General features: G+C 35.4%; 21 protein-coding genes. 13 read left to right on the top strand and 8 right to left on the bottom strand.

Annotated features, from left to right (window positions below; all coding sequences use genetic code 11):
- Window positions 1–4: 4 nt before the first annotated feature.
- Both ACFSRZ_RS07930 and ACFSRZ_RS07925 read right to left on the bottom strand, forming a co-directional pair.
- On the bottom strand, window positions 5–2629 hold the full coding sequence (locus ACFSRZ_RS07930) for a DUF5916 domain-containing protein (RefSeq protein ID WP_379666006.1): 2625 nt from the start codon (window positions 2627–2629) through the stop codon (window positions 5–7).
- A 179-nt stretch (window positions 2630–2808) separates the two neighbouring features.
- Window positions 2809–3231 carry a DUF1348 family protein gene (locus tag ACFSRZ_RS07925; RefSeq protein ID WP_379666005.1) on the bottom strand — a complete coding sequence of 141 codons (423 nt, stop codon included), beginning with the start codon at window positions 3229–3231 and terminating at the stop codon, window positions 2809–2811.
- A gap of 218 nt (window positions 3232–3449) precedes the next feature.
- On the opposite strand from ACFSRZ_RS07925, the gene rplM reads away from it, so the two are divergent.
- The 11 genes from rplM to ACFSRZ_RS07870 all read left to right on the top strand — a co-directional run bounded on the left by rplM (window position 3450) and on the right by ACFSRZ_RS07870 (window position 13893).
- Window positions 3450–3905, top strand: a complete 456-nt coding sequence (gene rplM, locus ACFSRZ_RS07920; RefSeq protein WP_379666004.1) for a 50S ribosomal protein L13 — start codon at window positions 3450–3452, stop codon at window positions 3903–3905.
- On the top strand, window positions 3905–4291 hold the full coding sequence (gene rpsI / locus ACFSRZ_RS07915; protein WP_379666003.1) for a 30S ribosomal protein S9: 387 nt from the start codon (window positions 3905–3907) through the stop codon (window positions 4289–4291). The genes rplM and rpsI overlap by 1 nt, the downstream gene beginning before the upstream one ends.
- Before the next feature lie 112 nt (window positions 4292–4403).
- Window positions 4404–5174, top strand: coding sequence for a 30S ribosomal protein S2 (gene rpsB / locus ACFSRZ_RS07910; protein ID WP_379666002.1), 771 nt, complete (start codon window positions 4404–4406; stop codon window positions 5172–5174).
- A 31-nt stretch (window positions 5175–5205) separates the two neighbouring features.
- Window positions 5206–6030 carry a translation elongation factor Ts gene (gene tsf / locus ACFSRZ_RS07905; RefSeq protein WP_379666001.1) on the top strand — a complete coding sequence of 275 codons (825 nt, stop codon included), beginning with the start codon at window positions 5206–5208 and terminating at the stop codon, window positions 6028–6030.
- Window positions 6031–6140: 110 nt separating this feature from the next.
- Complete coding sequence (gene pyrH / locus ACFSRZ_RS07900) at window positions 6141–6848, top strand: UMP kinase (protein ID WP_379666000.1); 708 nt, start codon at window positions 6141–6143, stop codon at window positions 6846–6848.
- A 14-nt stretch (window positions 6849–6862) separates the two neighbouring features.
- Window positions 6863–7417, top strand: coding sequence for a ribosome recycling factor (gene frr / locus ACFSRZ_RS07895; protein ID WP_379665999.1), 555 nt, complete (start codon window positions 6863–6865; stop codon window positions 7415–7417).
- 97 nt (window positions 7418–7514) lie between these two features.
- The gene (locus ACFSRZ_RS07890) at window positions 7515–9884 is read left to right on the top strand and encodes an efflux RND transporter permease subunit (RefSeq protein WP_379665998.1); all 2370 of its coding nucleotides are present in this window, start codon (window positions 7515–7517) and stop codon (window positions 9882–9884) included.
- A gap of 145 nt (window positions 9885–10029) precedes the next feature.
- Window positions 10030–11463 (top strand): asparagine--tRNA ligase, encoded by a 1434-nt coding sequence (gene asnS, locus ACFSRZ_RS07885; RefSeq protein ID WP_379665997.1) that lies wholly within the window; start codon window positions 10030–10032, stop codon window positions 11461–11463.
- A 30-nt stretch (window positions 11464–11493) separates the two neighbouring features.
- Window positions 11494–12951, top strand: a complete 1458-nt coding sequence (gene rpoN / locus ACFSRZ_RS07880; protein WP_379665996.1) for an RNA polymerase factor sigma-54 — start codon at window positions 11494–11496, stop codon at window positions 12949–12951.
- Window positions 12951–13550: a hypothetical protein gene (locus ACFSRZ_RS07875; protein WP_379665995.1), complete on the top strand. Its 600-nt coding sequence runs from the start codon at window positions 12951–12953 to the stop codon at window positions 13548–13550. The genes rpoN and ACFSRZ_RS07875 overlap by 1 nt, the downstream gene beginning before the upstream one ends.
- Window positions 13551–13677: 127 nt before the next feature.
- Entirely contained in the window at window positions 13678–13893 is a 216-nt protein-coding gene (locus tag ACFSRZ_RS07870) for a hypothetical protein (RefSeq protein ID WP_379665994.1), read from the top strand.
- 53 nt (window positions 13894–13946) lie between these two features.
- Here the strand turns inward: ACFSRZ_RS07870 and ACFSRZ_RS07865 are convergent, their stop codons facing one another.
- The 6 genes from ACFSRZ_RS07865 to ACFSRZ_RS07840 all read right to left on the bottom strand — a co-directional run bounded on the left by ACFSRZ_RS07865 (window position 13947) and on the right by ACFSRZ_RS07840 (window position 18322).
- Entirely contained in the window at window positions 13947–14618 is a 672-nt protein-coding gene (locus ACFSRZ_RS07865) for a porin family protein (RefSeq protein WP_379665993.1), read from the bottom strand.
- A 128-nt stretch (window positions 14619–14746) separates the two neighbouring features.
- Window positions 14747–15208, bottom strand: a complete 462-nt coding sequence (locus ACFSRZ_RS07860) for an ExbD/TolR family protein (RefSeq protein WP_379665992.1) — start codon at window positions 15206–15208, stop codon at window positions 14747–14749.
- An 18-nt stretch (window positions 15209–15226) separates the two neighbouring features.
- Window positions 15227–15859, bottom strand: coding sequence for an ExbD/TolR family protein (locus tag ACFSRZ_RS07855; RefSeq protein WP_379665991.1), 633 nt, complete (start codon window positions 15857–15859; stop codon window positions 15227–15229).
- Window positions 15860–15863: 4 nt separating this feature from the next.
- Window positions 15864–16334 carry a hypothetical protein gene (locus ACFSRZ_RS07850; RefSeq protein WP_379665990.1) on the bottom strand — a complete coding sequence of 157 codons (471 nt, stop codon included), beginning with the start codon at window positions 16332–16334 and terminating at the stop codon, window positions 15864–15866.
- An 18-nt stretch (window positions 16335–16352) separates the two neighbouring features.
- Entirely contained in the window at window positions 16353–17069 is a 717-nt protein-coding gene (locus ACFSRZ_RS07845) for a MotA/TolQ/ExbB proton channel family protein (protein WP_379665989.1), read from the bottom strand.
- A gap of 221 nt (window positions 17070–17290) precedes the next feature.
- Window positions 17291–18322, bottom strand: coding sequence for an asparaginase (locus tag ACFSRZ_RS07840; RefSeq protein ID WP_379665988.1), 1032 nt, complete (start codon window positions 18320–18322; stop codon window positions 17291–17293).
- Window positions 18323–18418: 96 nt separating this feature from the next.
- Here ACFSRZ_RS07840 and ACFSRZ_RS07835 point away from each other — a divergent pair, with 96 nt between their 5' ends.
- Together ACFSRZ_RS07835 and ACFSRZ_RS07830 are read left to right on the top strand one after the other, a co-directional pair.
- Window positions 18419–19117: a zinc metallopeptidase gene (locus tag ACFSRZ_RS07835; RefSeq protein WP_379665987.1), complete on the top strand. Its 699-nt coding sequence runs from the start codon at window positions 18419–18421 to the stop codon at window positions 19115–19117.
- Window positions 19118–19317: 200 nt separating this feature from the next.
- A complete protein-coding gene (locus tag ACFSRZ_RS07830) occupies window positions 19318–21693 on the top strand; it encodes an outer membrane beta-barrel protein (protein WP_379665986.1) in 2376 nt (791 codons plus the stop codon).
- Window positions 21694–21710 lie beyond the last annotated feature (17 nt).

Here is a 21710-nt window from a genome sequence, read left to right as displayed (position 1 = left end):
TGCATTACTTCACAAATCGATAAGTTACTTTTATCAAAAAGGTATTCTCTTTTTTCTGATTCAAGATTTGATTTTCTAAGGCTTCTGAAAGACTATTTCTTGGATCATCCAATCCGGTAATTCCTTGCGACCATACTAAAAAGATCTCTGACCCCGGAATATACTCCCAACGTGCAACCAAATTAGAACGAAACTGTACAAATGAAAAATCCGGATTTCTAAAACTATAATCTGTATTTCCATCTATATCTTCATCAATATCATACACTCCATTGTTCATTGCAATTTGATTTGCATTGTACAAGGTAACTCGCTCACTTAAATCTTTGGCTGTAGGATTGTTTACGAAATTGAAGTCTGTATAACGCCCTCTAGAAATAAAAGGCTGCCCGTAGTATTGAATCGACAAATTAGGATTGATGCTATAATTAAAACGCAAAGTTGTGCTCCAAGTTTGCTGATCTATATTTCCTAAGATATATCGTGTTGTATTTCCAAAACCTCTCTGAGTAACATATTGGGTTTTGTTCGGATTCTTTTCAAACTCCGTAGACAAAGACATACTTAATGCATTGATCGGCTGATAATTGAATCGAACTTCATATTTCTTAAACTGGAAGTTGTTTTGTTTGGCCCTGCTATCTACGTATCCTACTACTGCACTAAACTTCTTACTTTGATCAGTTCCGGAAAAAACAAAGAAGAAATTCTCTTCGGAATATCTCCATCTTGGACCACCTCGTAAAAAAGTATTGATATAAATTCTTGGTTTGTGTGCTGCTCCAACTTCAGTCCACCAATTGTTAGCCCAATTCACATCTCCGTTAAACTCGTATTGCATACGGTTGTAGTTTCCTTCAAAATCGTAGGTAGAAGTTTGAGACACTCCAACACTTACTCTTCTGTATGTTTTTGTAGGAACTTGCCATAAGTATCTAACATTTAAGTATTGTCGGATTTCATCTGCTTGTCGTAAAAACCCAACATCATTTAGTTCTAATTCCGGCGAACGCCAGATCAAACCTCCGGTATAACGCCAATTTCCACCTCCTGCTTTTCCGGTTTCTATTCGCCCTCCGGTTCCGGTTAATGATGTTCTATTAGGATCTACTTCTACATGGCTTGCGTCTACTCTTTGAAATAAGTGGGTGATAGAGTTTTGTGTTGCTAAGATGGCTTCTTTATCTCCAGTTACATGGCTAGCTACAACATTACCTCTTATAAAGTAATCGCGATTTTTCCAATTATGCATAAAATCGATTCCTCCGGTATAAGCTGCCTTGTGTAAAAAATTGAAATTGTCTTTTACATCTCTGTTTGTAGCTGTAAAAATACCACCAATAAAACTGTTTCTATCGTTAAAGTCTTTTTGCGCTCGAGTAACAAAATAATTGGTTAATGGCTCTACGATCTCTTTTCTTCTTTGACCGTTGTTATCAATTTCTGCATATTCATTTCCTGTAACAGTTTCTAAGATTCCAATAGACCACCCGTCCTTTGTCTTTCCAGAAAACTTTGCCGCACCCAAAATCGTAGTATTCAAAGGAATGTCAGCAAATTCTCCTGCTGATAGATTGGGTCTTCCATGTGGGTTTCGCCCTATCCTTCTACTGTAAAACACATTGTCTTGACCATTCGCAAAACGGAAATCAAAAATATTTTTGTTCTCAACAAAAAAGGGCCTTTGTTCGTTGAAGAAGATCTGAAAACCATCCAAAGCAATTGCTCCCGGATCTGCTTCTACTTGTCCAAAATCCGGGTTTACTGTAAGGTCTAAAGTAAGGTCATTGGTAATTCCAATTTTAGCATCCAAACCTGCATTTAATGTAAAATCATTTCCGTCTCTGAAAGGATTGTTTGGCTCTTTTTGATAGGTATCTATTTGATTTACCAAAAAAGGTTGAATTTCCAATTGCTTTTGAGATTCTAGATTTAACAACCCGTGCAACTCTCCAATATCACTAATAAATCCGGCTGAAGTATTTGGAATTCTCTGCCAAAGAGAACGCTCATTCTTTCTGAAAAAATTCCTATTTACATTCAATCCCCAGATCTGTTCCTTAGATTTACCAAAGCGCAATTGACTAAAAGGAATCTTCATTTCAGCGGTCCATCCTTTTTCATCACTAGCTGCTTTTGTATACCAGATCGGATTCCAACTAGCATCCCAATTGTTTCCGTTATCTGTGGCTATTTCATCGCCTTTTACTCCTGCCGCTGTTATTGTAAAAACAAAGGCTGTTCTTTTATCGTGGTAACTATCAATGATCACATTTACCCTATCTCCGGCAAATCCATCTCTTCTAGACAATCTTTTCTGAATCAACTCAGGTTCGTCATCAAAAGCCCTAATAGCAACGTACAAGTACTTCGCATCGTAGGTAATTTTAAAGCGTGTTTGATAGGTTGGTGGAGTTCCCTCATCAGGATCTTTCTCTACAAAATCAGTTCCCCATTCAACAGTATTCCAGCTTTCATCATCTAAAATTCCATCGATCGTTGGTGGGTTTGTAATAGGTTTTGTGGTGTATATCTTCTTAGGGACAACAAGATCTTGTCCGTATATCTTACCTGTCATAACAGACAGAAAAGAAAGAATAACAATTAGTTGGATTTGGTTGGATTTCATTGTTATAATTAAAACGATTGCAAAAGTAACAGTCTCTTACTTGCTAAAAATTAAAATAGTCTTAAAACTTTCTTAGGGACTTGTTTTTCTCATTCTCGTTTCATTGAAATACCCAAATCTACTACACATCTTTCTTAAGGTATTGTTAATTCTTCTTTTCTGTATAAAAATAGAGTGGTTTACACCAGTTTTCTATCCTTTTCTTCGATAGCTACATCGTTAATACTGGCAAATCGTTTTCTCATTAGTCCATTCTCATCAAACTCCCAGTTTTCATTTCCATAAGCACGAAACCAGTTTCCTTCTTTGGTTTGATATTCATACTCAAAACGAACTGCAATTCTATTTTCGGAATGCGCCCAGTATTCTTTTTTCAGTTGATAATTCAACTCGTTCTGCCACTTGTTTTCTAAAAATTGCTGTATCTCTTCTCTCCCACTAATAAACTGAGAACGATTTCTCCACTCGCTATCTACTGTGTACGCTTTTGATACTTTTATTGGGTCTTGACTATTCCATGCATCTTCAGCCATTTGTATTTTTTGTTTTGCCGTTTCTTCCGAAAAAGGAGGTACAGGTAATTTGATCTCTTTTGTATTCATATGTTTATTTGTCTATTTTTTGGAAGTGAATTGGTCGTAAAAAATTGCTCAAGCCTACCTGTTTTTCGAAAAAATCAAAAAGCTATTCGTTCTTACTTTAAACAAGCACAAAAACAGTGCATTACAGTTTGTCAATCAAATAATTAGTCGTACATTTGCACTCCTTTTTAAAGGAAAATAAATTATTATTAATCTGAACAAAAACTAAAAGTGTAATTATGAGCACATTAAGTTACAAAACAGTATCGGCTAACAAAGCTACCGTAAACAAGGAGTGGGTTTTAGTTGATGCGGACGGGCAAACGTTGGGTCGTCTAGCTTCTAAAGTAGCAAAGCTAATTAGAGGTAAATACAAACCAAACTATACTCCTCACGTAGATTGTGGAGATAACGTGGTTATTATCAACGCAGACAAAATTAACTTATCAGGAAAGAAATGGACTGATAAATCGTACATCCGTCACACTGGTTATCCAGGTGGGCAAAGATCGTTAACTGCAACAGAAATGTTTGAAAAAGACCCTACTAGATTAGTAGAGAAAGCAGTAAAAGGAATGTTACCAAAAAACAAATTAGGTAGCGCTTTATTTAGAAACTTATATGTATATGCTGGTGCAGAGCACAAACAAGATGCTCAAGCTCCAAAAGCTATTAACTTAAACGATCTTAAATAATGGAAACAGTACACAAAATAGGTAGAAGAAAAACGGCTGTTGCCCGTGTTTATGTTTCTGAAGGAAAAGGAAACATTACGATCAATAAAAGAGAGTTTGAAAACTACTTTACAACTCCAACTTTACAATACAAAGTTCAACAACCTTTATTATTAACTGATAACGTAAATGCTTACGATATTAAAGTAAATGTATACGGTGGTGGTGTAACTGGTCAGGCTGAAGCAATTCGTTTGGCAATTACAAGAGCTTTAGTATCTATTAATGAAGAACACAAAGCAATCTTAAAACCAGAAGGATTATTGACTCGTGACCCAAGAATGGTTGAGCGTAAGAAATTTGGTCAGAAGAAAGCTCGTAAGAAATTCCAGTTCTCGAAACGTTAATATTCGTTTCTGGAGCTGTTATCAATTTTTAAATAACAGTTTAGCATCTAAATATCTGAGACTCGAAAGACTACTTAGGTATTGCTAGTAACAGAAAGTAAACAACATTAAAATGGCAAACGTAGACATTAAAGAATTATTAGACAACGGAGTACACTTTGGTCACTTAACTAGAAAGTGGAACCCAAACATGGCTCCTTACATTTATACAGAGCGTAATGGTGTTCACATCATCGATTTGTATAAAACAGCTGCAAAAATTGAAGACGCTTCTAAAGCTTTGCAAAAAATTGCAAACTCTGGAAGAAAGATTTTATTTGTTGCAACTAAAAAGCAAGCAAAAGATATCGTTGCTGAAAAAGCAGGAGCTGTAAACATGCCTTACATCACTGAAAGATGGCCAGGTGGTATGTTAACAAACTTTGTAACTATCAGAAAAGCTGTAAAGAAAATGGCTTCTATTGATAGAATGAAGCAAGATGGATCTTTTGACGCTTTGTCTAAAAGAGAAAAATTACAGATCAACCGTCAAAGAGAAAAATTAGAAAAGAACTTAGGTTCTATTGCTGATATGACTCGTTTACCGGGAGCGATCTTTATTGTAGATATCAAGAAAGAGCACATTGCTGTTGCTGAAGCTCAAAAATTGAACATTCCAATTTTTGCAATGGTAGATACAAATTCAGATCCAAGACCTGTAGATTTTGTAATCCCAGCTAATGACGATGCTTCTAAGTCTATCGACAAAGTATTAAGCTATGTAACTGGTGCAATCGCTGAAGGTTTAGCTGATAGAAAGGCAGACAAAGAGAAAGCAAAAGTTGAAGCAGAAAAGGCTGCTAAACAAGAGCCAAAAGCTGAGGCAACTACAGAAGAAAAATAATTCATTATAAATCTTTTAAAGAAAACAAAAAATGGTTAAAGTAACCGCTGCAGAAGTAAATAAACTAAGAAAAACAACCGGTGCCGGAATGATGGATTGTAAAAAAGCATTGGTTGAAGCAGAAGGAGATTTTGATAAAGCAATCGAGATCTTACGTAAGAAAGGTCAAAAAGTAGCTGCTAAAAGAGCTGATAGAGAATCTACAGAAGGAGCTGCTATTGCTAAAGTAAACGCAAACAATACAAAAGGTGTTTCTATTGTATTAGGATGTGAAACTGACTTTGTTGGTAAGAACGAAAGCTTCGTAAGCTTAGCTCACGAATTAGCTGATGTTGCATTAAACTACGCTTCAAAAGAAGAGTTTTTAGCTGCTGACTTTGGAGGAATGACTGTTGCTGATAAATTAATTGAGCAAACAGGTGTTATCGGAGAAAAATTAGACATCAATGCATTTGAGGTTGTTGAAGCTCCGTTTGTTGGTTCTTACATTCACGCAGGAAACAAGATCGCTACAATTGTAGGTCTTTCTTCTAATGCTGATGGTGCTGCTGTAGTTGCAAAAGATGTTGCTATGCAAGCTGCTGCAATGAACCCAATTGCTTTAAACGAAGACGGTGTTGATGCATCTGTAATCGAAAAAGAAATTGAGATCGCTAAAGATCAATTAAGAGCAGAAGGTAAGCCAGAAGCTATGTTAGATAACATTGCTAAAGGAAAGATCAAACGTTTCTTTAAAGACAATACTTTAGTGAATCAAGCATTCATCAAAGACAGTAAACAAAGCGTTTCTCAATACGTGAAAACTATTGGAAACGATGTTGAAGTAACTGGATTTAAACGTGTTGCTTTAGGATAAGCAAAACGATTTTCAATACAAAAACCTCGCTATATAGCGGGGTTTTTATATTTACAGCCCTTCCTAAAAAACCAAAAAAAATGCTTAGTTTTGCTCAACTTTTTAAAACTATGCAGTACAAACGAATCCTTTTAAAGTTAAGTGGAGAGGCCTTAATGGGCGAAAGACAATACGGTATTGACCCTCAACGCCTTAAAGAATACGCGAAAGAAATTAAAGAAGTTGTTGACTTGGGAATCGAGTTAGCCATTGTAATTGGAGGTGGTAATATCTTTAGAGGAGTTGCCGGAGCTAGCAATGGTATGGATCGTGTTCAAGGTGATCACATGGGAATGTTAGCAACCTGTATCAACGGTTTGGCACTTCAAAGTGCTTTGGAAGACGAAGGAATTTATACACGTTTACAAACTGCTATTGAGATCAAAGAAATGGCCGAGCCTTATATCAAAAGAAGAGCAAATCGTCATCTAGAAAAAGGACGAGTTGTTATTTTTGGAGCAGGAACAGGAAACCCGTATTTCACTACAGATACTGCGGCAGTGTTGAGAGCTATTGAGATCAATGCAGATGCAATTTTGAAAGGAACTCGTGTAGATGGAATCTACAATGCTGATCCTGAAAAAGATAAAAACGCTGTCAAATATGATACAATTACCTATAAAGATGTTCTTAACAAAGGGTTAAAAGTAATGGATATGACCGCTTTTACTTTGAGTGAAGAGAACAAATTGCCTATTATTGTATTTGATATGAACAAACAAGGAAACTTACTTAAATTAGTTTCTGGAGAACCAATAGGTACAATCGTTAATCAATAGAAAGATTTTCAAGCATGAATGAAGAAATAGAATTTATTGTCGATTCAGCTAAAGAGCAAATGCAAAATGCATTAGATCATTTGGCAAAAGAGTTAAGAAGTATTAGAGCTGGTAAAGCATCGCCATCAATGTTAGCAAACATTATGGTTGATTATTACGGTTCTCAAACACCATTGAGTCAAGTTGCCAATGTAAACACTCCAGATGCAAGAACCATTAGTGTACAACCTTGGGAAAAGCAAATGCTTCAAGAAATTGAAAAAGCGATCATGATTGCTAATATTGGTTTCAATCCTATGAACAACGGAGAAAGCATTATCATTAACGTACCGCCTTTAACTGAAGAAAGACGTAGAGACCTTGCTAAGCAAGCAAAAGCTGAAGCTGAGCATGCTAAAGTGGGGGTTAGAAATGCCAGAAAAGATGCCAATAATGAGATAAAGAAATTGGATGTTTCTGACGATATGAAGAAAAATACAGAAACAGATATTCAAGATCTAACAGATTCTTATGTAAAAAAAGCAGACGAAATGCTTTCTGTAAAAGAAAAAGAGATCATGACTGTTTAAAATAGTCTGTAGAAAATATAGCAAAAGAGTGCAAAATGCACTCTTTTTTTATGCCTTGCTTTTGCTACAAATAACTACCTTTGCAAAAAATTTTTGAATGGATTTCTGGTCTAGAGTATCGCGCCTTATTTTACGAAATAGATATCTGGTACTCATACTTATAGCTGCCTTTACAGCTTTCTTAGTTACACAAATGAAGTATATGAGATTCTCATATACAGAAGCTAATCTATTACCGGAAAACCATGAGGTTAATGTTCAGTACGATCAGTTTCTGGACATCTTTGGCGAAGAAGGAAACTTAATCATTCTAGGAATAAAAGATTCTACTGTCTTTACTCCGGAAAAGTTTAACGCTTGGAATCAGTTAGCAAAATCTCTAGACACTTTAAATGAAGTAGATTTTACTCTATCTATTGCGGATGTCAAAAAATTAAAAGCCGATCGTAAGAAAAGACAGTTTGTTCTTGAGCCTCTTTATGAAGATATGCCTAAGACCGAAGAGGAGGTAAATGAGGTAAAAAAACAACTCTTCGAAAAACTACCTTTTTACGATAACCTACTATATAATAAAGAAACAGAAACACTTCAAACAGCAGTGTACATCAATAAAGAGATTGTAAACACACCTGTGAGAAAAGCTTTTGTTTTTGAATATCTAGAACCTACTATAAAGAAGTTTGAAGAAGAAACCGGATTAGACGTTCGTGTTTCTGGAATGCCTTACATCAGAACCTTAAACTCTCAGAATATCGTAGATGAAATTGGTTTGTTTGTGGCAGGCGCTTTGTTAATTACTGCCTTGATCTTCTTCTTCTTTTTCCGTTCATTCAGAGCTACATTCATTACACTTTTAGTAGTAACTATTGGGGTAACCTGGGCCTTTGGTTTCATCGGCTGGCTAGGTTATGAGATCACAGTATTAACAGCATTAATCCCTCCGTTAATCATTGTTATCGGTGTGCCTAATGCCGTATTCCTGATCAATAAATATCAGCAAGAAATTAAAAAACACGGTCAACAAGCCAAAGCTTTGCAACGAGTAATTACCAAGATTGGAAATGCTACATTGATGACCAATATTACTACTGCATCAGGTTTTGCTACTTTCGTTTTTGTAAAAAGTCAGTTGCTTCGTGAGTTTGGTATTCTAGCCTCTTTGAATATCATTAGTATTTTCATTTTGGCATTATTGATCATCCCTACTGTTTATAGCTTTATGGCTCCACCTAAGCCAAAACATTTGAACCACTTGGAAAGAAGATGGATGGAAAATGTAGTGAATTGGATGGAAAAAATGGTACGTGAGCAACGAATTGCCGTATACATTACCACTGTTGCCGTAATTATTTTAGGGATTATAGGATTATACCAAATTAGAGTATCCGGAAGTTTGATAGAAGATATGCCTAAAGGAAAAGCCTTTTACAAAGACATTAAGTTCTTTGAAGAAGAGTTTGGCGGAATTATGCCTTTAGAGATATTGATCGATACCAAAAAAGAAAAAGGTGTAATGAAACTTTCTACCTTAAAGCGTATGGAAAAGATCAATGAAGAAATTGAGTCTTTCCCTGAGCTTTCCAAACCGATCTCTATTGTTAATTTGGTCAAATACTCAAAACAAGCTTATTACAAAGGAAATCCAAAATATTACCAGCTTCCATCGTCTCAAGAACAGAGTTACATCTTTGCTTATACGAGAAACTCTGATGGAAATGCCAATATGTTAAATAACTTTGTTGATTCTACAGGTCAGTACGCTAGAATTACAACTTTTATGAAGGATATTGGAACCGATAAAATGGATGGTATTCAAGAGCGTTTACAGCAAGTTATAGATAAAGAGTTTCCAGAAAAAAGATATGCCGTTTCTCTTACCGGAAAAGCATTGGTTTTCTTAAAGGGAACAAACTACCTGATTAGTAATTTGGTTTTCTCATTATCATTAGCCATTGTCTTAATTTCTTTATTTATGGCATGGATGTTCCGTTCGTTCCGAATGATCTTGATATCTATTATTCCTAACATGTTGCCTCTTTTAATTACTGCAGGGTTAATGGGATTCTTTGACATTCCTATCAAACCATCTACTATTCTGGTATTTAGTATAGCCTTTGGTATTTCTGTAGATGACACCATTCACTTCTTAGCAAAATACAGACAGGAGTTAATTGCCAACAACTGGGCTATTAGAAAATCTGTATACGCCGCTTTAAGAGAGACCGGAGTTAGTATGTTCTATACGTCTATTGTATTGTTCTTTGGATTCTTGATCTTTACTGTTTCTAGTTTTGGAGGAACCATTGCGTTAGGAGGATTGGTTTCTATTACCTTGCTTTTTGCTATGGTGTCTAATCTTTTATTATTGCCTTCTTTATTATTGACTTTTGAAGACAAGATTGCCAATAAGAAAGTATTTAAAGAGCCGGCTATTAAGATCATACCGCAAGAAGAACAGAACAAATAGTTTTCTAACAACATCTTAACTTTATTACTTCCTGCTTTCATTGCTCATTTTGTGTCAAAAAAGTATCTTTGTGCCTTTGTATAAGATCCTGAATTGAGTTTAGGATCAAAAGGAATTGCAACATCAATATTTGAATCATAAAAAAATGACAGTTAGTAGCGTTGCCGAATTATTGAAATCGGATTTATTTTTACAGGAAGTAGCGGTGAAAGGATGGGTAAGAACATTTAGAAGCAATCGTTTTATTGCTTTGAATGACGGATCTACTATCAATAATATTCAATGTGTTGTCGATTTTGAAAATACAGACGAAGAACTATTAAGAAGAATCACTACGGGAGCTGCTGTAAGTATCAAAGGAACTTTGGTAGAAAGCCAAGGAAAAGGACAATCTGTAGAAATTCAGGTTTCTGAACTTGAGATCTTAGGTGATTCAAATCCTGACGAATATCCTATTCAACCTAAAAAACACAGTATGGAGTTCTTACGTGAAAATGCACATTTACGTGTAAGAACAAACACATTTAGCGCTGTAATGAGAGTGCGCTCTGCACTTTCTTTTGCTGTACACAAGTATTTCCAGGAAAATGGATTTAACTATGTAAATACACCTATTATTACAGGGTCTGATGCAGAAGGTGCCGGAGAGATGTTTCGTGTAAGCACTTTTGAAGCTAACAAAGCTCCATTAACTGAAGAAGGTGAAATAGATTATTCTCAAGATTTCTTTGGAAAAGAAACCAACCTAACCGTATCGGGTCAGTTAGAAGCTGAAACCTATGCTATGGCTTTAGGAAAGGTATATACGTTTGGTCCTACATTTAGAGCAGAAAACTCTAACACTACTCGTCATTTGGCAGAGTTTTGGATGATTGAACCAGAGGTAGCTTTTATGGATCTTGACGGAAATATGGATCTATCTGAAGATTTTATTAAGTCTGTATTGGCTTATGTTTTAGAAAACTGTAAAGACGACCTTGCCTTTTTAGATCAACGATTTGCAAAAGAGGAAAGTCAGAAACCACAAGCTCAAAGAAGCGAGATGGGATTGTTAGAAAAACTACGTTTTGTAGTAGACAACAACTTTAAGAGAGTTAGCTATACAGAAGCCATTGATATTTTAAGAAACTCTAAACCTAATAAGAAGAAGAAATTCCAATTCCCAATTAACGAATGGGGTGCTGATCTACAATCTGAGCACGAAAGATTTTTAGTAGAAAAGCATTTTAAATGTCCTGTGATCTTGTTTGATTACCCGGCATCTATCAAAGCATTTTATATGCGTTTGAATGATGATGGAAAAACGGTAAGAGCCATGGATGTTTTGTTCCCGGGTATTGGAGAGATCGTTGGAGGAAGTCAGAGAGAAGAGCGTTTAGATGTTTTAAAAGAAAAAATTAACGCTATGGGAATTGAAGAAAAGGAACTTTGGTGGTACTTAGACCTACGTAAATTTGGAACAGCTGTTCACTCAGGATTTGGTCTTGGTTTTGAACGTCTGGTACAGTTTGCAACCGGAATGGGTAATATCAGAGACGTGATTCCATTCCCAAGAACACCACAGAACGCCGAGTTTTAATCTTGGTCTTCTTTTTGTATCTTTAATCATATGCTTAAACAAAGTTTACAACAAAAACTTTTACAAAAATTATCTCCTCAACAAATTCAGTTGATGAAATTAATTCAATTGCCAACTCAGGCTTTTGAAGAACGTCTAAAACAGGAAATTGAGGAGAATCCCGCGTTGGATACCGGTAAAGAAGAACCTGATAACTTTGATGATACATTAAGCAATGAGTATGATGATGAAGGAACTGAAAAAATAGATGCAGAAGACATCAATATTGATGAGTACTTGAGTGATGATGAGATTCCTAATTACAAGACTCAAACCAACAACTATTCATCTGATGATGATGAAAAGCATATTCCTTATGCTGCCGGAACTACCTTCCATCAATCATTAAAGAATCAACTGAACACCTTCAGAATTAATGAAGAAGAGCGCATGATCGCTGAGTTCTTGGTGGGAAGCATAGATGATAGCGGTTATATCAGAAGAAGCCTTATCGATCTTGTAGATGATCTGGCGTTCACTCAAAACATCTTTACAACTGAAGAAAAAGTTGAAACTCTTTTAACCAAAGTGGTACAAACTTTAGACCCTATTGGTGTTGGAGCCAGAGATCTAAAAGAGTGTTTGATCATTCAGTTAAAAGTTAAAAAAGAAGACGTATCTCGTAATCTTGCTATTGACATTTTAGAAACTGCTTTCGATCATTTTGTGAAGAAGCATTATAGAAAATTGTTGGAGAAGTTTGATATTACTGAAGAGCAGTTGAAAGCTGTAATAGCAGAGATCTCAAAACTGAATCCTAAACCAGGGAGTTCGTATGCGGGGAATAATAAAATCGCAGAACAAATTGTACCGGATTTTACTATTCGCATCTTAGATGGTGAGTTAGATCTTACATTGAATGCAAGAAATGCTCCTGAACTTCATGTTTCTAAGGAGTACAACAATATGCTAAAAGGGTATCAAGAATCATCAGAAAAGAGCAAGTCTCAAAAGGATGCTATTCTTTTTATCAAGCAAAAACTAGATGCTGCCAAATGGTTTATTGATGCTATTAAGCAAAGACAACAAACACTTTTGGTAACAATGAATTCCATCATGCACTATCAGTATGACTATTTCCTGACAGGTGATGAGCGAAAGCTGAAACCAATGATCTTAAAAGATATTGCAGATCAAATAGACATGGATGTTTCTACCGTTTCTAGAGTTGCCAACAGCAAGTATGTTTCTACTCCATACGGAACAAAATTGATTAAAGAATTCTTCTCAGAATCAATGAAAAATGATCAGGGAGAAGATGTGTCTACCAGAGAGATTAAAAAGATCTTAGAAACTGTTATTGGTGAAGAAAACAAAAAGAAGCCTCTAACAGATGAAAAACTTTCTCAACTTCTTAAAGAAAAAGGGTATCCTATTGCCAGAAGAACTGTTGCGAAATACAGAGAGCAGTTAGACATTCCTGTAGCTAGATTAAGAAAAGAGATCTAATGAGGTTTCATAAGGTCATATCTACCTTACTACACCCTATTGTAGTTCCTACTTTAGGAGTTTTATTGTATTTCTCTTTTGTTTCTCAGTCCATCAACAGAAAGCAACAGCTTCTCTTATTGGCCCTGGTCTTTGGAATTACCTATGTGATTCCATTACTAGCACTAATTGTTTTAAAATCATTAGGATTTATTGAAGATTTTCAAGTAAAGACCATCAAAGAACGTAGGTTTCCCGTGATCTTTATGATCGTGTTATTTTACTTATTAGGGAATACTTTGGCAGAATTGCCAACTCTTAGAGATTTGGGCTTCCTTTTTTACGGAACTTCACTGAGCTTAATAATCATCTACTTCCTTTTTTCCTTTCAGTTAAAATCTAGTCTTCATTTAGTTTCTATGGGAAATGCGGTAAGTTTCTTTTTGATTATTTCCAATCTCTACTATGCATCGCTCATGCCCATTGTTATGGTCCTCATTTTACTTTCAGGGTTGTTGGCTAGTTCCAGACTCTATTTAAAGGCACATACTCCTAAAGAGCTTGTTTTTGGTTTTTCCATTGGAATCTTAAGTCAGCTTGCAATTTTTCTTCTTTTGTAAAAGAGTGTTAAAAAAATAGAGAGATTCTTTTTTTCTCTTACCTTTAAGCATCTCTCGCGAAGATAAATGTATCACCTTAGCATTTTAAAAAAAGTAAGGATTTATCAATCTATTTTAAATCTTTATTATGAAAAAAGAATTTCTAAAGATAGAAGGTGCTTCTATCTTACAAAAACAACAATTGCAATCTATTTCCGGAGGATGGGAAGGAGGAGTTGACCCAAGTGTTTGTGCTGATGCTTCTGATGGAACCCAGTGTGGGCCACACCATTCATGCTATTGTTATCAATGTTACAGTCATTATGATGAAATCCCTGATCCAGAAGGACCACATTGTCATTAATCTAAATTGATAAATTAATTGATCCACCAAAGCCTGCTTTGGTGGTTTTTTATTTACAGTAAGTAAAAGATCAGTCCTATTCTGATAATCTTTGTAGAGATGTCTGTAGTTCCTATTGATGAGTCTTTTAATATAGGTGTTAATCCATAATACATATGAGCTGTAAAAGCATCATATCCCACAGATAAAGTAAGACCGTATTGCCACTTGTTGAATCTGGAAACATTTCGAAAAGAAAAGGACTGTGTTCCGTTATTGTACTTAAAAGTATTCGACAGGTTATAACTTACTTTCATCCCTGCATATACTCTCCAGAAACGGTATTTGTTGGCATTAGAGTTCCTCCAACGAAGTTCTAAAGGGAATTCTAAACTATGAATTGAAAGTTTGTTAGAGGTAAGCGTATTGTCTATTTCAAAGGTTACTTCATTATTTACTTGAGAAACCTTTAATCCATGATTAAAAGAATCAAAATCATATCCAACTCCTAATCCTAGGGCAATGCTACCTTCTTTGTTCAAGATAATATCCTTAATAAAACCTGAGGAGAGTCCGTAAGAGAATCCACTTCCTTTTACCTGGCTTGGTTGATTGAATAATTGATTGTAAGAAATAAGAAAATAGAGCTGATCTTCTGCATAGCGATCGCCCAATTGTAAAGAATCTTTTTGTGCAAAGCCAAAACTAGCTATTGCTAGAAAAAGGGAAAAAAGGATTTTCTTCATTTGAAAATAACAATTCACTCAAAAGTACAACTTTGTGTTGACGTATAATATTGTTCAATCTAGTAAAAAATAAAAAGGGAACTCGTAATGGAGTCCCCTTTTTTATAACATGATGTATTATTTCTTAGTTATTCTACACCCGTATTGGTAGAGTAACTTAGTTTCAATGCATTTACATCTCTAAGCTTCAATCTAATGTCAGTAATAATACCAACACTTGCTTCTCTGTCTGCTTTGATCGATGTAGTCATGAATGGAATTTCTCCTTCAGAAACAGTTTCTCTTTCTCTGAAGATGAATGCTGGAACATCATCCGGTGAAGCGATCTTGTCGTTCAATTGGATTACGTTATATCCAGTTCCATACTTAGCGTCTTTAGCTTTTCCAACATAAATGGTACTTACCAAACTCTTGTGTTCTAACTTTTTGATCTCAGTTGCACTAGGAAGTCTAGGGTTATCAATCAAAAGGTTGGTCTCTCTCATGGTAGTTGTTACCATGAAGAAGAATAACAACATGAAAACAATATCCGGTAAAGCTGCCGTGTTTACTGCTGGTACACCTTTCTTCTTCTTTTTAAATTTAGACATACTGTTTACGTTTTTAAATTAATTAGCAGAAGTTGGTTCGGCATCAGAAATAATTTGAGGATAACTTGTTTTGATATCTTCAACTTTTTTCTTCAGATCCTCATCTTGACGTTGACTGTCTTTGTAAGCTTTTTCCAACTCTTGGTATGACATACCATAACGTTTTTGAGCTAATCTGTTTCTAAGGACCGTATAAGCTCTTAACAACTCATTTTGTACCTCAATATACGTGCCATATTCTGTACCACGGTCACTTTGCACCGAAATAATTGCTTTGTTCGGGTGATCTGAAGAAGACTCGCTTCTATCTCCCTCGCAATAATCACATGGTTGACCTGGCGTACCATCTTCTCCTGGTTTTCCAATACCTCCACCGTTATCAATAAAATCGATAGCAGCTTGTCTTAGATCTTTAATGTCCATCAAGTCACCTTCTACCAACAGTTCATTGTTTCTGTTGATGTTTACCTCAAAGATGTTCTTTTCTTTGATAATTGGTGGCTTATAATCTGGTGGTGGCTTTTCTGATAACTTCTTAGAAATTCCTGAATCAACATTCATTGTTGTGGTTACTAAGAAGAAAATCAATAACAGAAAAGCAATATCGGCCATCGAACCGGCATTAATTTCTGGAATATCTCTTCTTGCCATAATCTTAAGATTTTACTAAACTTTTTACCATATCTACTAGGAATAATGCTAGTCCAACAGCTCCAAGAATGATACTAAACCAAATTCCTGTGCTTGACCAAACATTAGAAGTTTCCCCAGCAGCTCCTCCATCTAATACTTTCCCTGAAGCATCTACTACTTCAGCAGAATCGTGTAAGAAGTAAGAAATCACCAAAACAACACCTAAAGCTCCAATACTTAAAAGGGTCTTTTTTAATTGCTCCGGCTTTTTAACTAAGCTGGATATAGATGAAATTACAGCTGCCAAAATTGTGATCCCAAGAACTACAACCGTTATCGTTACAAACGGTGAGATAATCGAGTTTTGAAGATCGGCAGTTGTTTCTATAGCCTCATCACCAGCGCCTAATATTCTGATGTAGAAAAAAGCACCTATTAACGCTATAATAACAGCTACAATAGTAAGTACTTTTGATAATTTATTATTATTCATAATTACTAACTATTTTAACTATTTTTTGTATTTCACTAATAAGTCGATTAATGTGATAGATGCATCTTCCATACTGTTTACGATGCTGTCTACTTTAGATACTATGTAATTGTAGAAAATTTGAAGAATAATCGCAACAATCAGACCGAATACTGTTGTTAATAATGCAATTTTAATACCATCTGCTACTACTGCAGGAGAGATATCATTTGCTACAGCGATCTTATCGAATGCCTCAATCATACCAATTACAGTTCCCATGAACCCTAACATCGGTGCTAATGCGATAAATAAAGATAACCAAGAAACGTTTTTCTCTAATAATCCCATTTGTACTCCACCGTATCCGATTACAGCTTTTTCTGCAGCTTCTACTCCTTCATCTACTCTATCTAAACCTTGGTAAAAGATAGATGCAACTGGTCCTTTTGAATTTCTACAAACTTCTTTTGCAGCTTCTACTCCTCCAGAGCTTAATGCATCATCTACACTAGCAACTAATTTCTTAGTGTTAGTTGTAGCCATGTTCAAATAAATAATTCTTTCAATAGCGATTGCTAAACCTAAAATTAGAGCAACTAGTACAATCCCCATGAAGGAAGGTCCACCCTCAATAAAACGTTGTTTTAAGATTTGGTGAAAAGTTTGTTCAGCTGCCTCTTGAGCAAAAGTTGACTGAATAGCTCCAAAAAACATAAATCCTGTAATTGTTAGGACATTTACTACTTTTTTCATCGTTGTTATAATTAATTTTTAATAGTTAACGGGTTAAAGATATAAATTTTACTTGCAAAAAGTCTCCCCCCTTATGACGTTCAAATCGTTCAAAAATCGCGCCAATATGAGATTTTCTTAGATTGCGGAGAGCAAGTAACAAAAAATAGTTGGTTTCTTAAAAAAATTTAAAAAGTATTTATATACAGAGGTATCAAAAACAAAAAGATTTAACAATTTCATTATAAATTTGAAATTTCTCCACGTAAAGATTCCTGAAAATAGTGTGCAAACTCTTCTTTTTCCAGCCCTATACCTAACAGATACATCAATTTGGCTACTGCCGATTCTGTAGTAATATCTTTACCGCCAATAACTCCTATTTGTTTTAATTGAGTACTTGTCTCATAATGCCCCATAATTACAGATCCTCCTGAGCATTGGGTTACATTAATAATATGTATTCCTTTTTCTATTGCCTCTGAAAGCAATTCTATAAACCAATCTTCTGTAGGTGCATTTCCAGCTCCATAAGTTTCTAAAACTACTCCTTTTAAATTGGGAATATTTAAAATACTACTAATCACATTGGCAGATATTCCCGGAAATAATTTTAAGATAGCAATATCTGTTACTAAGTTCTTTCGAACGATCAATTGATCTCCTTTAGATTTTAACAACAAATTCTCATTAAAATGCAAATGCACTCCACTTTCTGCCAATGGCGGGTAATTCATTGAGGTAAAAGCTTCAAATTGCTCGGCACTCAACTTCGTTGTTCTGTTAGCTCTATATAATTTATATTCAAAATACAAACACACTTCGCTAATAATAGGCTTATCATTATTGTATGCACTAGCAATCTCTATAGAAGTGATCAGATTTTCTTTGGCATCTGTTCTTAAATATCCTATAGGCAACTGAGAACCGGTAAAAATTACTGGCTTCTGTAAATTTTCAAGCATAAAACTAATGGCCGAAGAAATATACGACATGGTATCCGATCCGGTTAGCACAACAAATCCATCAAATTGCTCATAGTTCTCTTCAATAGTTTCAGCAATCTGAATATAAAAATCTGTATTCATATTTGAGGAGTCCATGGGCTCATCAAAAGAAATCGATTCTATATTACAATCCAGTTGATTTAATTCGGGGATATTGTCTAAGATTTGTGAGAAGTTGAACGCTTTTAACGCATTGGAACCATAATCTTTTATCATTCCAATCGTTCCTCCTGTATAGATCAATAAGATATTTCGTTTTTTTGCCATTTTGTCATTAATTTGATGGTAAATTCAAATGGAATACTTTGTGATGTAAAAGTATCAAACAAAAATCGATTATCAATTATAAAAATATAAATACAAATGTTAGGTTTTTACATACTTCTAGGAGCTATTGCATTGGTAAGTGCAGCTGTTAGTAATCAATTAAAAAGTAAATTCAAAAAATACTCTAAAGTACACTTGAGAAATGGGATGAGTGGTGCCGAAATTGCAGAGAAAATGTTGGCAGATCACGGAATTTCTGACGTAAAGGTTATTTCTACTCCCGGGATGTTAACGGATCACTACAATCCAAAGAACAAAACTGTAAATCTAAGTGCGGGGGTATACAACCAACGTAATGCCGCTGCGGCAGCTGTTGCCGCTCACGAAGTTGGTCATGCAGTACAGCATGCTCAAGCTTACGATTGGTTAACCATGAGATCAAAGCTTGTTCCTGTAGTTAGCATTTCTTCTAATTTTTCATTCTGGTTGGTAATTATTGGAATTGGTTTTGGAGCAGCTTCGGGAAACAATGGAATTGGATTTATCATTGCTTTAATAGGTCTAGGAATGATGGCATTGGCAACCATCTTTAGCTTTATTACGCTTCCGGTAGAATATGATGCCAGCAACAGAGCTTTGGCATGGCTTAAGAATAAAAACATGGTGAGTCAACAAGAATATGAAGGATCTAAAGATGCTTTAAAATGGGCAGCCAGAACGTATTTGGTAGCTGCCATTGGGTCTTTAGCAACACTGGTATATTGGGGACTGCAAATACTAGGTAGCAGAGACTAAAAAAAACACTCATAGAAAACACAAAGGACTGTCTGATAAGGCAGTCCTTTTTTTGTTCAGACAACTATTTCTTAAAAACTGCGTCTATCCTTTGAGGAAAAACAATATCAATTCACCGGAATTTTACCCCATTTGATCAGATTTTGATTTTTCCACACCATTCAATAAATCACTTTTGTCCTATCAAAATAAATGAATCTATGAGACTTTTAACAACAACCTTACTTTTATTCTTTACCTTTTTATCTGCTTTTGCACAGCATAGCATCAAAGGAAAAATCACCGACTCAGAAAATCTAGCACTGCCTTATGCAAATATTATATTGTACAAAGTGGGTAGTGATGCAGATCCTAAGGGAACTGTTTCTAATGATGAAGGAGAGTACTCTTTTGAAAACATTGCCGCCGGAACCTACAGAATAGAAATTTCCATGTTAGGTTTTGCTACAGAAAAGATCAAAGAGTTTACGCTTGCCAATAACAAAACATTAAATGTTGTTTTAAAAGAAGAAAGTCAAACTTTGAATGAGGTTGTTGTTAAAAGCAAACGCCCGGTAATCAAACAAACTGCTGAAAAATTGATCGTTGATCTGGAAAAATCTGAAATGATCAATACCAATTTGCAAGATGTTATGAGAAAAATCCCTGGTGTTTTGGTTACCAATAACGGAATTACCATAGCCGGAAACTCAGGAGTACGAATCTTGATTAACAATAAGACTACTGAATACATGGATATTCAGACTTTGTTAAGAGATTTTCCTGCCGATAATATCGCTAAGATCGAAGTTGTTGAACAGCCGGGAGCCGAGTATGATGCTTCGGGTACTGGAGCTATCATTAACATTATCTTAAAGAAAAACGTTCGATTGGGAACTCACGGAAGTGTAAACGCGTGGGTTGGAGAAGATGAAGGATTCGAGTACGGAACCGGAGCTTCTATTGCCAGCTATAAGAACAAATTAAACTGGCAAACCAGTATCAACCATTCACGACCTACTTGGAGAGATGATCTTTTCTTAGTAAGAACTGTAGGGGCAGAAACCTATGATCAAGTAACTCGTGAACCTTATGATCCTGTCAACTACAGTTTCTCAGGAAATGTAGACTACTATATTAATGATAAACACTCTTTTGGTATTGGAGGAAGGTTGAACAACAGAAATTCTCAAAGAACATCTGCCAGTACTACATTTATTTCTGATGCAACCAATAGAGAAGTTTTGCTTTCTGAAAACAGTTTTGATAGAGAGCGTGTAGACTACAACATTAATCCTTATTATGAGTACAACACGGATAGCGAAAGATTGATTGCCGACTTTAATTATATCAACTTTAGAAATGACAACACCAATGTACTTTCTGATGTAGTTGGAAGTACAGTTCCTTTTGATAACAGACGTTATATCCAAGATGGTAAGTATACCATCAGAACTTATAGAGCAGATTACTCAAAAACAATATCGGAAAACTTTAAGTTAAGCTTAGGTAGTAAATATGCTTCTGTAAGTACAGATAACGATCTACAATCTTTTGTAGAGAATATTTCAGGTGGTTTTGATTTCTTGGAAGACCAAAGCAGTCGTTTCTTAATCGATGAAACCATCTTTGCTCTCTACTCTAAGGTTAATGCTACTTTTGGAAAATGGTCTTTCTCAGGAGGATTGCGTTATGAAGATAGTAATACTGAAGGGACTTCAAGATTTATGGACAACAACATGTTGGTTGAAGAAGTACAAAAGAGACCAATTCAAAAATTATTTCCAAGTGCCTCTATCAGTAGAAAGCTAACCGAGAATTTAGGTGCTAGCTTATCGTATAGCTACCGTATTCAAAGACCTTCTTACAACAGTTTAAACTCATTTGAAACATTCTTAGATCCATTTTCTGCTGGGCAAGGAAACCCTAATTTGAGACCTGCTTTCACCAACAACTATCAATTCAATTTAACTTTTGATGGTCAACCTTTCTTTACCGTTGGGTATAGCAAAACAAACAATGTGATCTTTCAATTGATTCAACAAGACAATGCAACTGCGCAAATTCGTCAGAGAGAGGTAAATGTTGAAGACAATACAAACTGGAATTTCCGATTATTTGCTCCGTTAAACTTGATCAAAGGATTGGAAGGATACACAGGAGTTATTGTAACCAATACAGATTTCCAATCATCCACTTACAATTTAGATTTGAACAAATGGAATCTGGTTTGGTTTGTACAAGCTAGTTACCAATTGCCTTGGGATATCAATTTTGAATTAAGCGGTAGCTACGGAACCGGTGCTTTGGAAGGACAAATAGATGTAGATTGGTTAGCTAATTTAGATTTCTCTTTCGGTAAGAAATTTATGGATGATAAGCTACGAGCAAACTTAGGATTCAACAAAATGCTAAACAGAGGTTTTGTAGGAACCATCGATTACGGAAATGGAAATGCTAGTGTAGAAAGCAATGGATCAAGACAAAACATTCAATTACGATTAACCTACAGCTTTGGTTCTCAGTTTGGGAAAAAGAAGAAGAGTCGTAGAAATTCTTCAAGAGAAGAAGAGGATCGTATTAATGATAATAACTAGTATCTTTAGCTCCGAAT

Source organism: Pseudotenacibaculum haliotis, assembly GCF_042684245.1.
GTDB lineage: Bacteria > Bacteroidota > Bacteroidia > Flavobacteriales > Flavobacteriaceae > Polaribacter > Polaribacter haliotis_A.
The sequence above is the reverse complement of the archived record's forward strand: the minus strand, read 5'-3'. Positions and strand labels throughout refer to the sequence as shown.

Bases quoted from the DNA above. Each gene is read 5' to 3' on its own strand.
- ACFSRZ_RS07930 (WP_379666006.1), bottom strand. From the start codon at position 2,629: ATGAAATCCAACCAAATCCAACTAATTGTTATTCTTTCTTTTCTGTCT.
- ACFSRZ_RS07925 (WP_379666005.1), bottom strand. From the start codon at position 3,231: ATGAATACAAAAGAGATCAAATTACCTGTACCTCCTTTTTCGGAAGAA.
- rplM (WP_379666004.1), top strand. From the start codon at position 3,450: ATGAGCACATTAAGTTACAAAACAGTATCGGCTAACAAAGCTACCGTA.
- rpsI (WP_379666003.1), top strand. From the start codon at position 3,905: ATGGAAACAGTACACAAAATAGGTAGAAGAAAAACGGCTGTTGCCCGT.
- rpsB (WP_379666002.1), top strand. From the start codon at position 4,404: ATGGCAAACGTAGACATTAAAGAATTATTAGACAACGGAGTACACTTT.
- tsf (WP_379666001.1), top strand. From the start codon at position 5,206: ATGGTTAAAGTAACCGCTGCAGAAGTAAATAAACTAAGAAAAACAACC.
- pyrH (WP_379666000.1), top strand. From the start codon at position 6,141: ATGCAGTACAAACGAATCCTTTTAAAGTTAAGTGGAGAGGCCTTAATG.
- frr (WP_379665999.1), top strand. From the start codon at position 6,863: ATGAATGAAGAAATAGAATTTATTGTCGATTCAGCTAAAGAGCAAATG.
- ACFSRZ_RS07890 (WP_379665998.1), top strand. From the start codon at position 7,515: ATGGATTTCTGGTCTAGAGTATCGCGCCTTATTTTACGAAATAGATAT.
- asnS (WP_379665997.1), top strand. From the start codon at position 10,030: ATGACAGTTAGTAGCGTTGCCGAATTATTGAAATCGGATTTATTTTTA.
- rpoN (WP_379665996.1), top strand. From the start codon at position 11,494: ATGCTTAAACAAAGTTTACAACAAAAACTTTTACAAAAATTATCTCCT.
- ACFSRZ_RS07875 (WP_379665995.1), top strand. From the start codon at position 12,951: ATGAGGTTTCATAAGGTCATATCTACCTTACTACACCCTATTGTAGTT.
- ACFSRZ_RS07870 (WP_379665994.1), top strand. From the start codon at position 13,678: ATGAAAAAAGAATTTCTAAAGATAGAAGGTGCTTCTATCTTACAAAAA.
- ACFSRZ_RS07865 (WP_379665993.1), bottom strand. From the start codon at position 14,618: ATGAAGAAAATCCTTTTTTCCCTTTTTCTAGCAATAGCTAGTTTTGGC.
- ACFSRZ_RS07860 (WP_379665992.1), bottom strand. From the start codon at position 15,208: ATGTCTAAATTTAAAAAGAAGAAGAAAGGTGTACCAGCAGTAAACACG.
- ACFSRZ_RS07855 (WP_379665991.1), bottom strand. From the start codon at position 15,859: ATGGCAAGAAGAGATATTCCAGAAATTAATGCCGGTTCGATGGCCGAT.
- ACFSRZ_RS07850 (WP_379665990.1), bottom strand. From the start codon at position 16,334: ATGAATAATAATAAATTATCAAAAGTACTTACTATTGTAGCTGTTATT.
- ACFSRZ_RS07845 (WP_379665989.1), bottom strand. From the start codon at position 17,069: ATGAAAAAAGTAGTAAATGTCCTAACAATTACAGGATTTATGTTTTTT.
- ACFSRZ_RS07840 (WP_379665988.1), bottom strand. From the start codon at position 18,322: ATGGCAAAAAAACGAAATATCTTATTGATCTATACAGGAGGAACGATT.
- ACFSRZ_RS07835 (WP_379665987.1), top strand. From the start codon at position 18,419: ATGTTAGGTTTTTACATACTTCTAGGAGCTATTGCATTGGTAAGTGCA.
- ACFSRZ_RS07830 (WP_379665986.1), top strand. From the start codon at position 19,318: ATGAGACTTTTAACAACAACCTTACTTTTATTCTTTACCTTTTTATCT.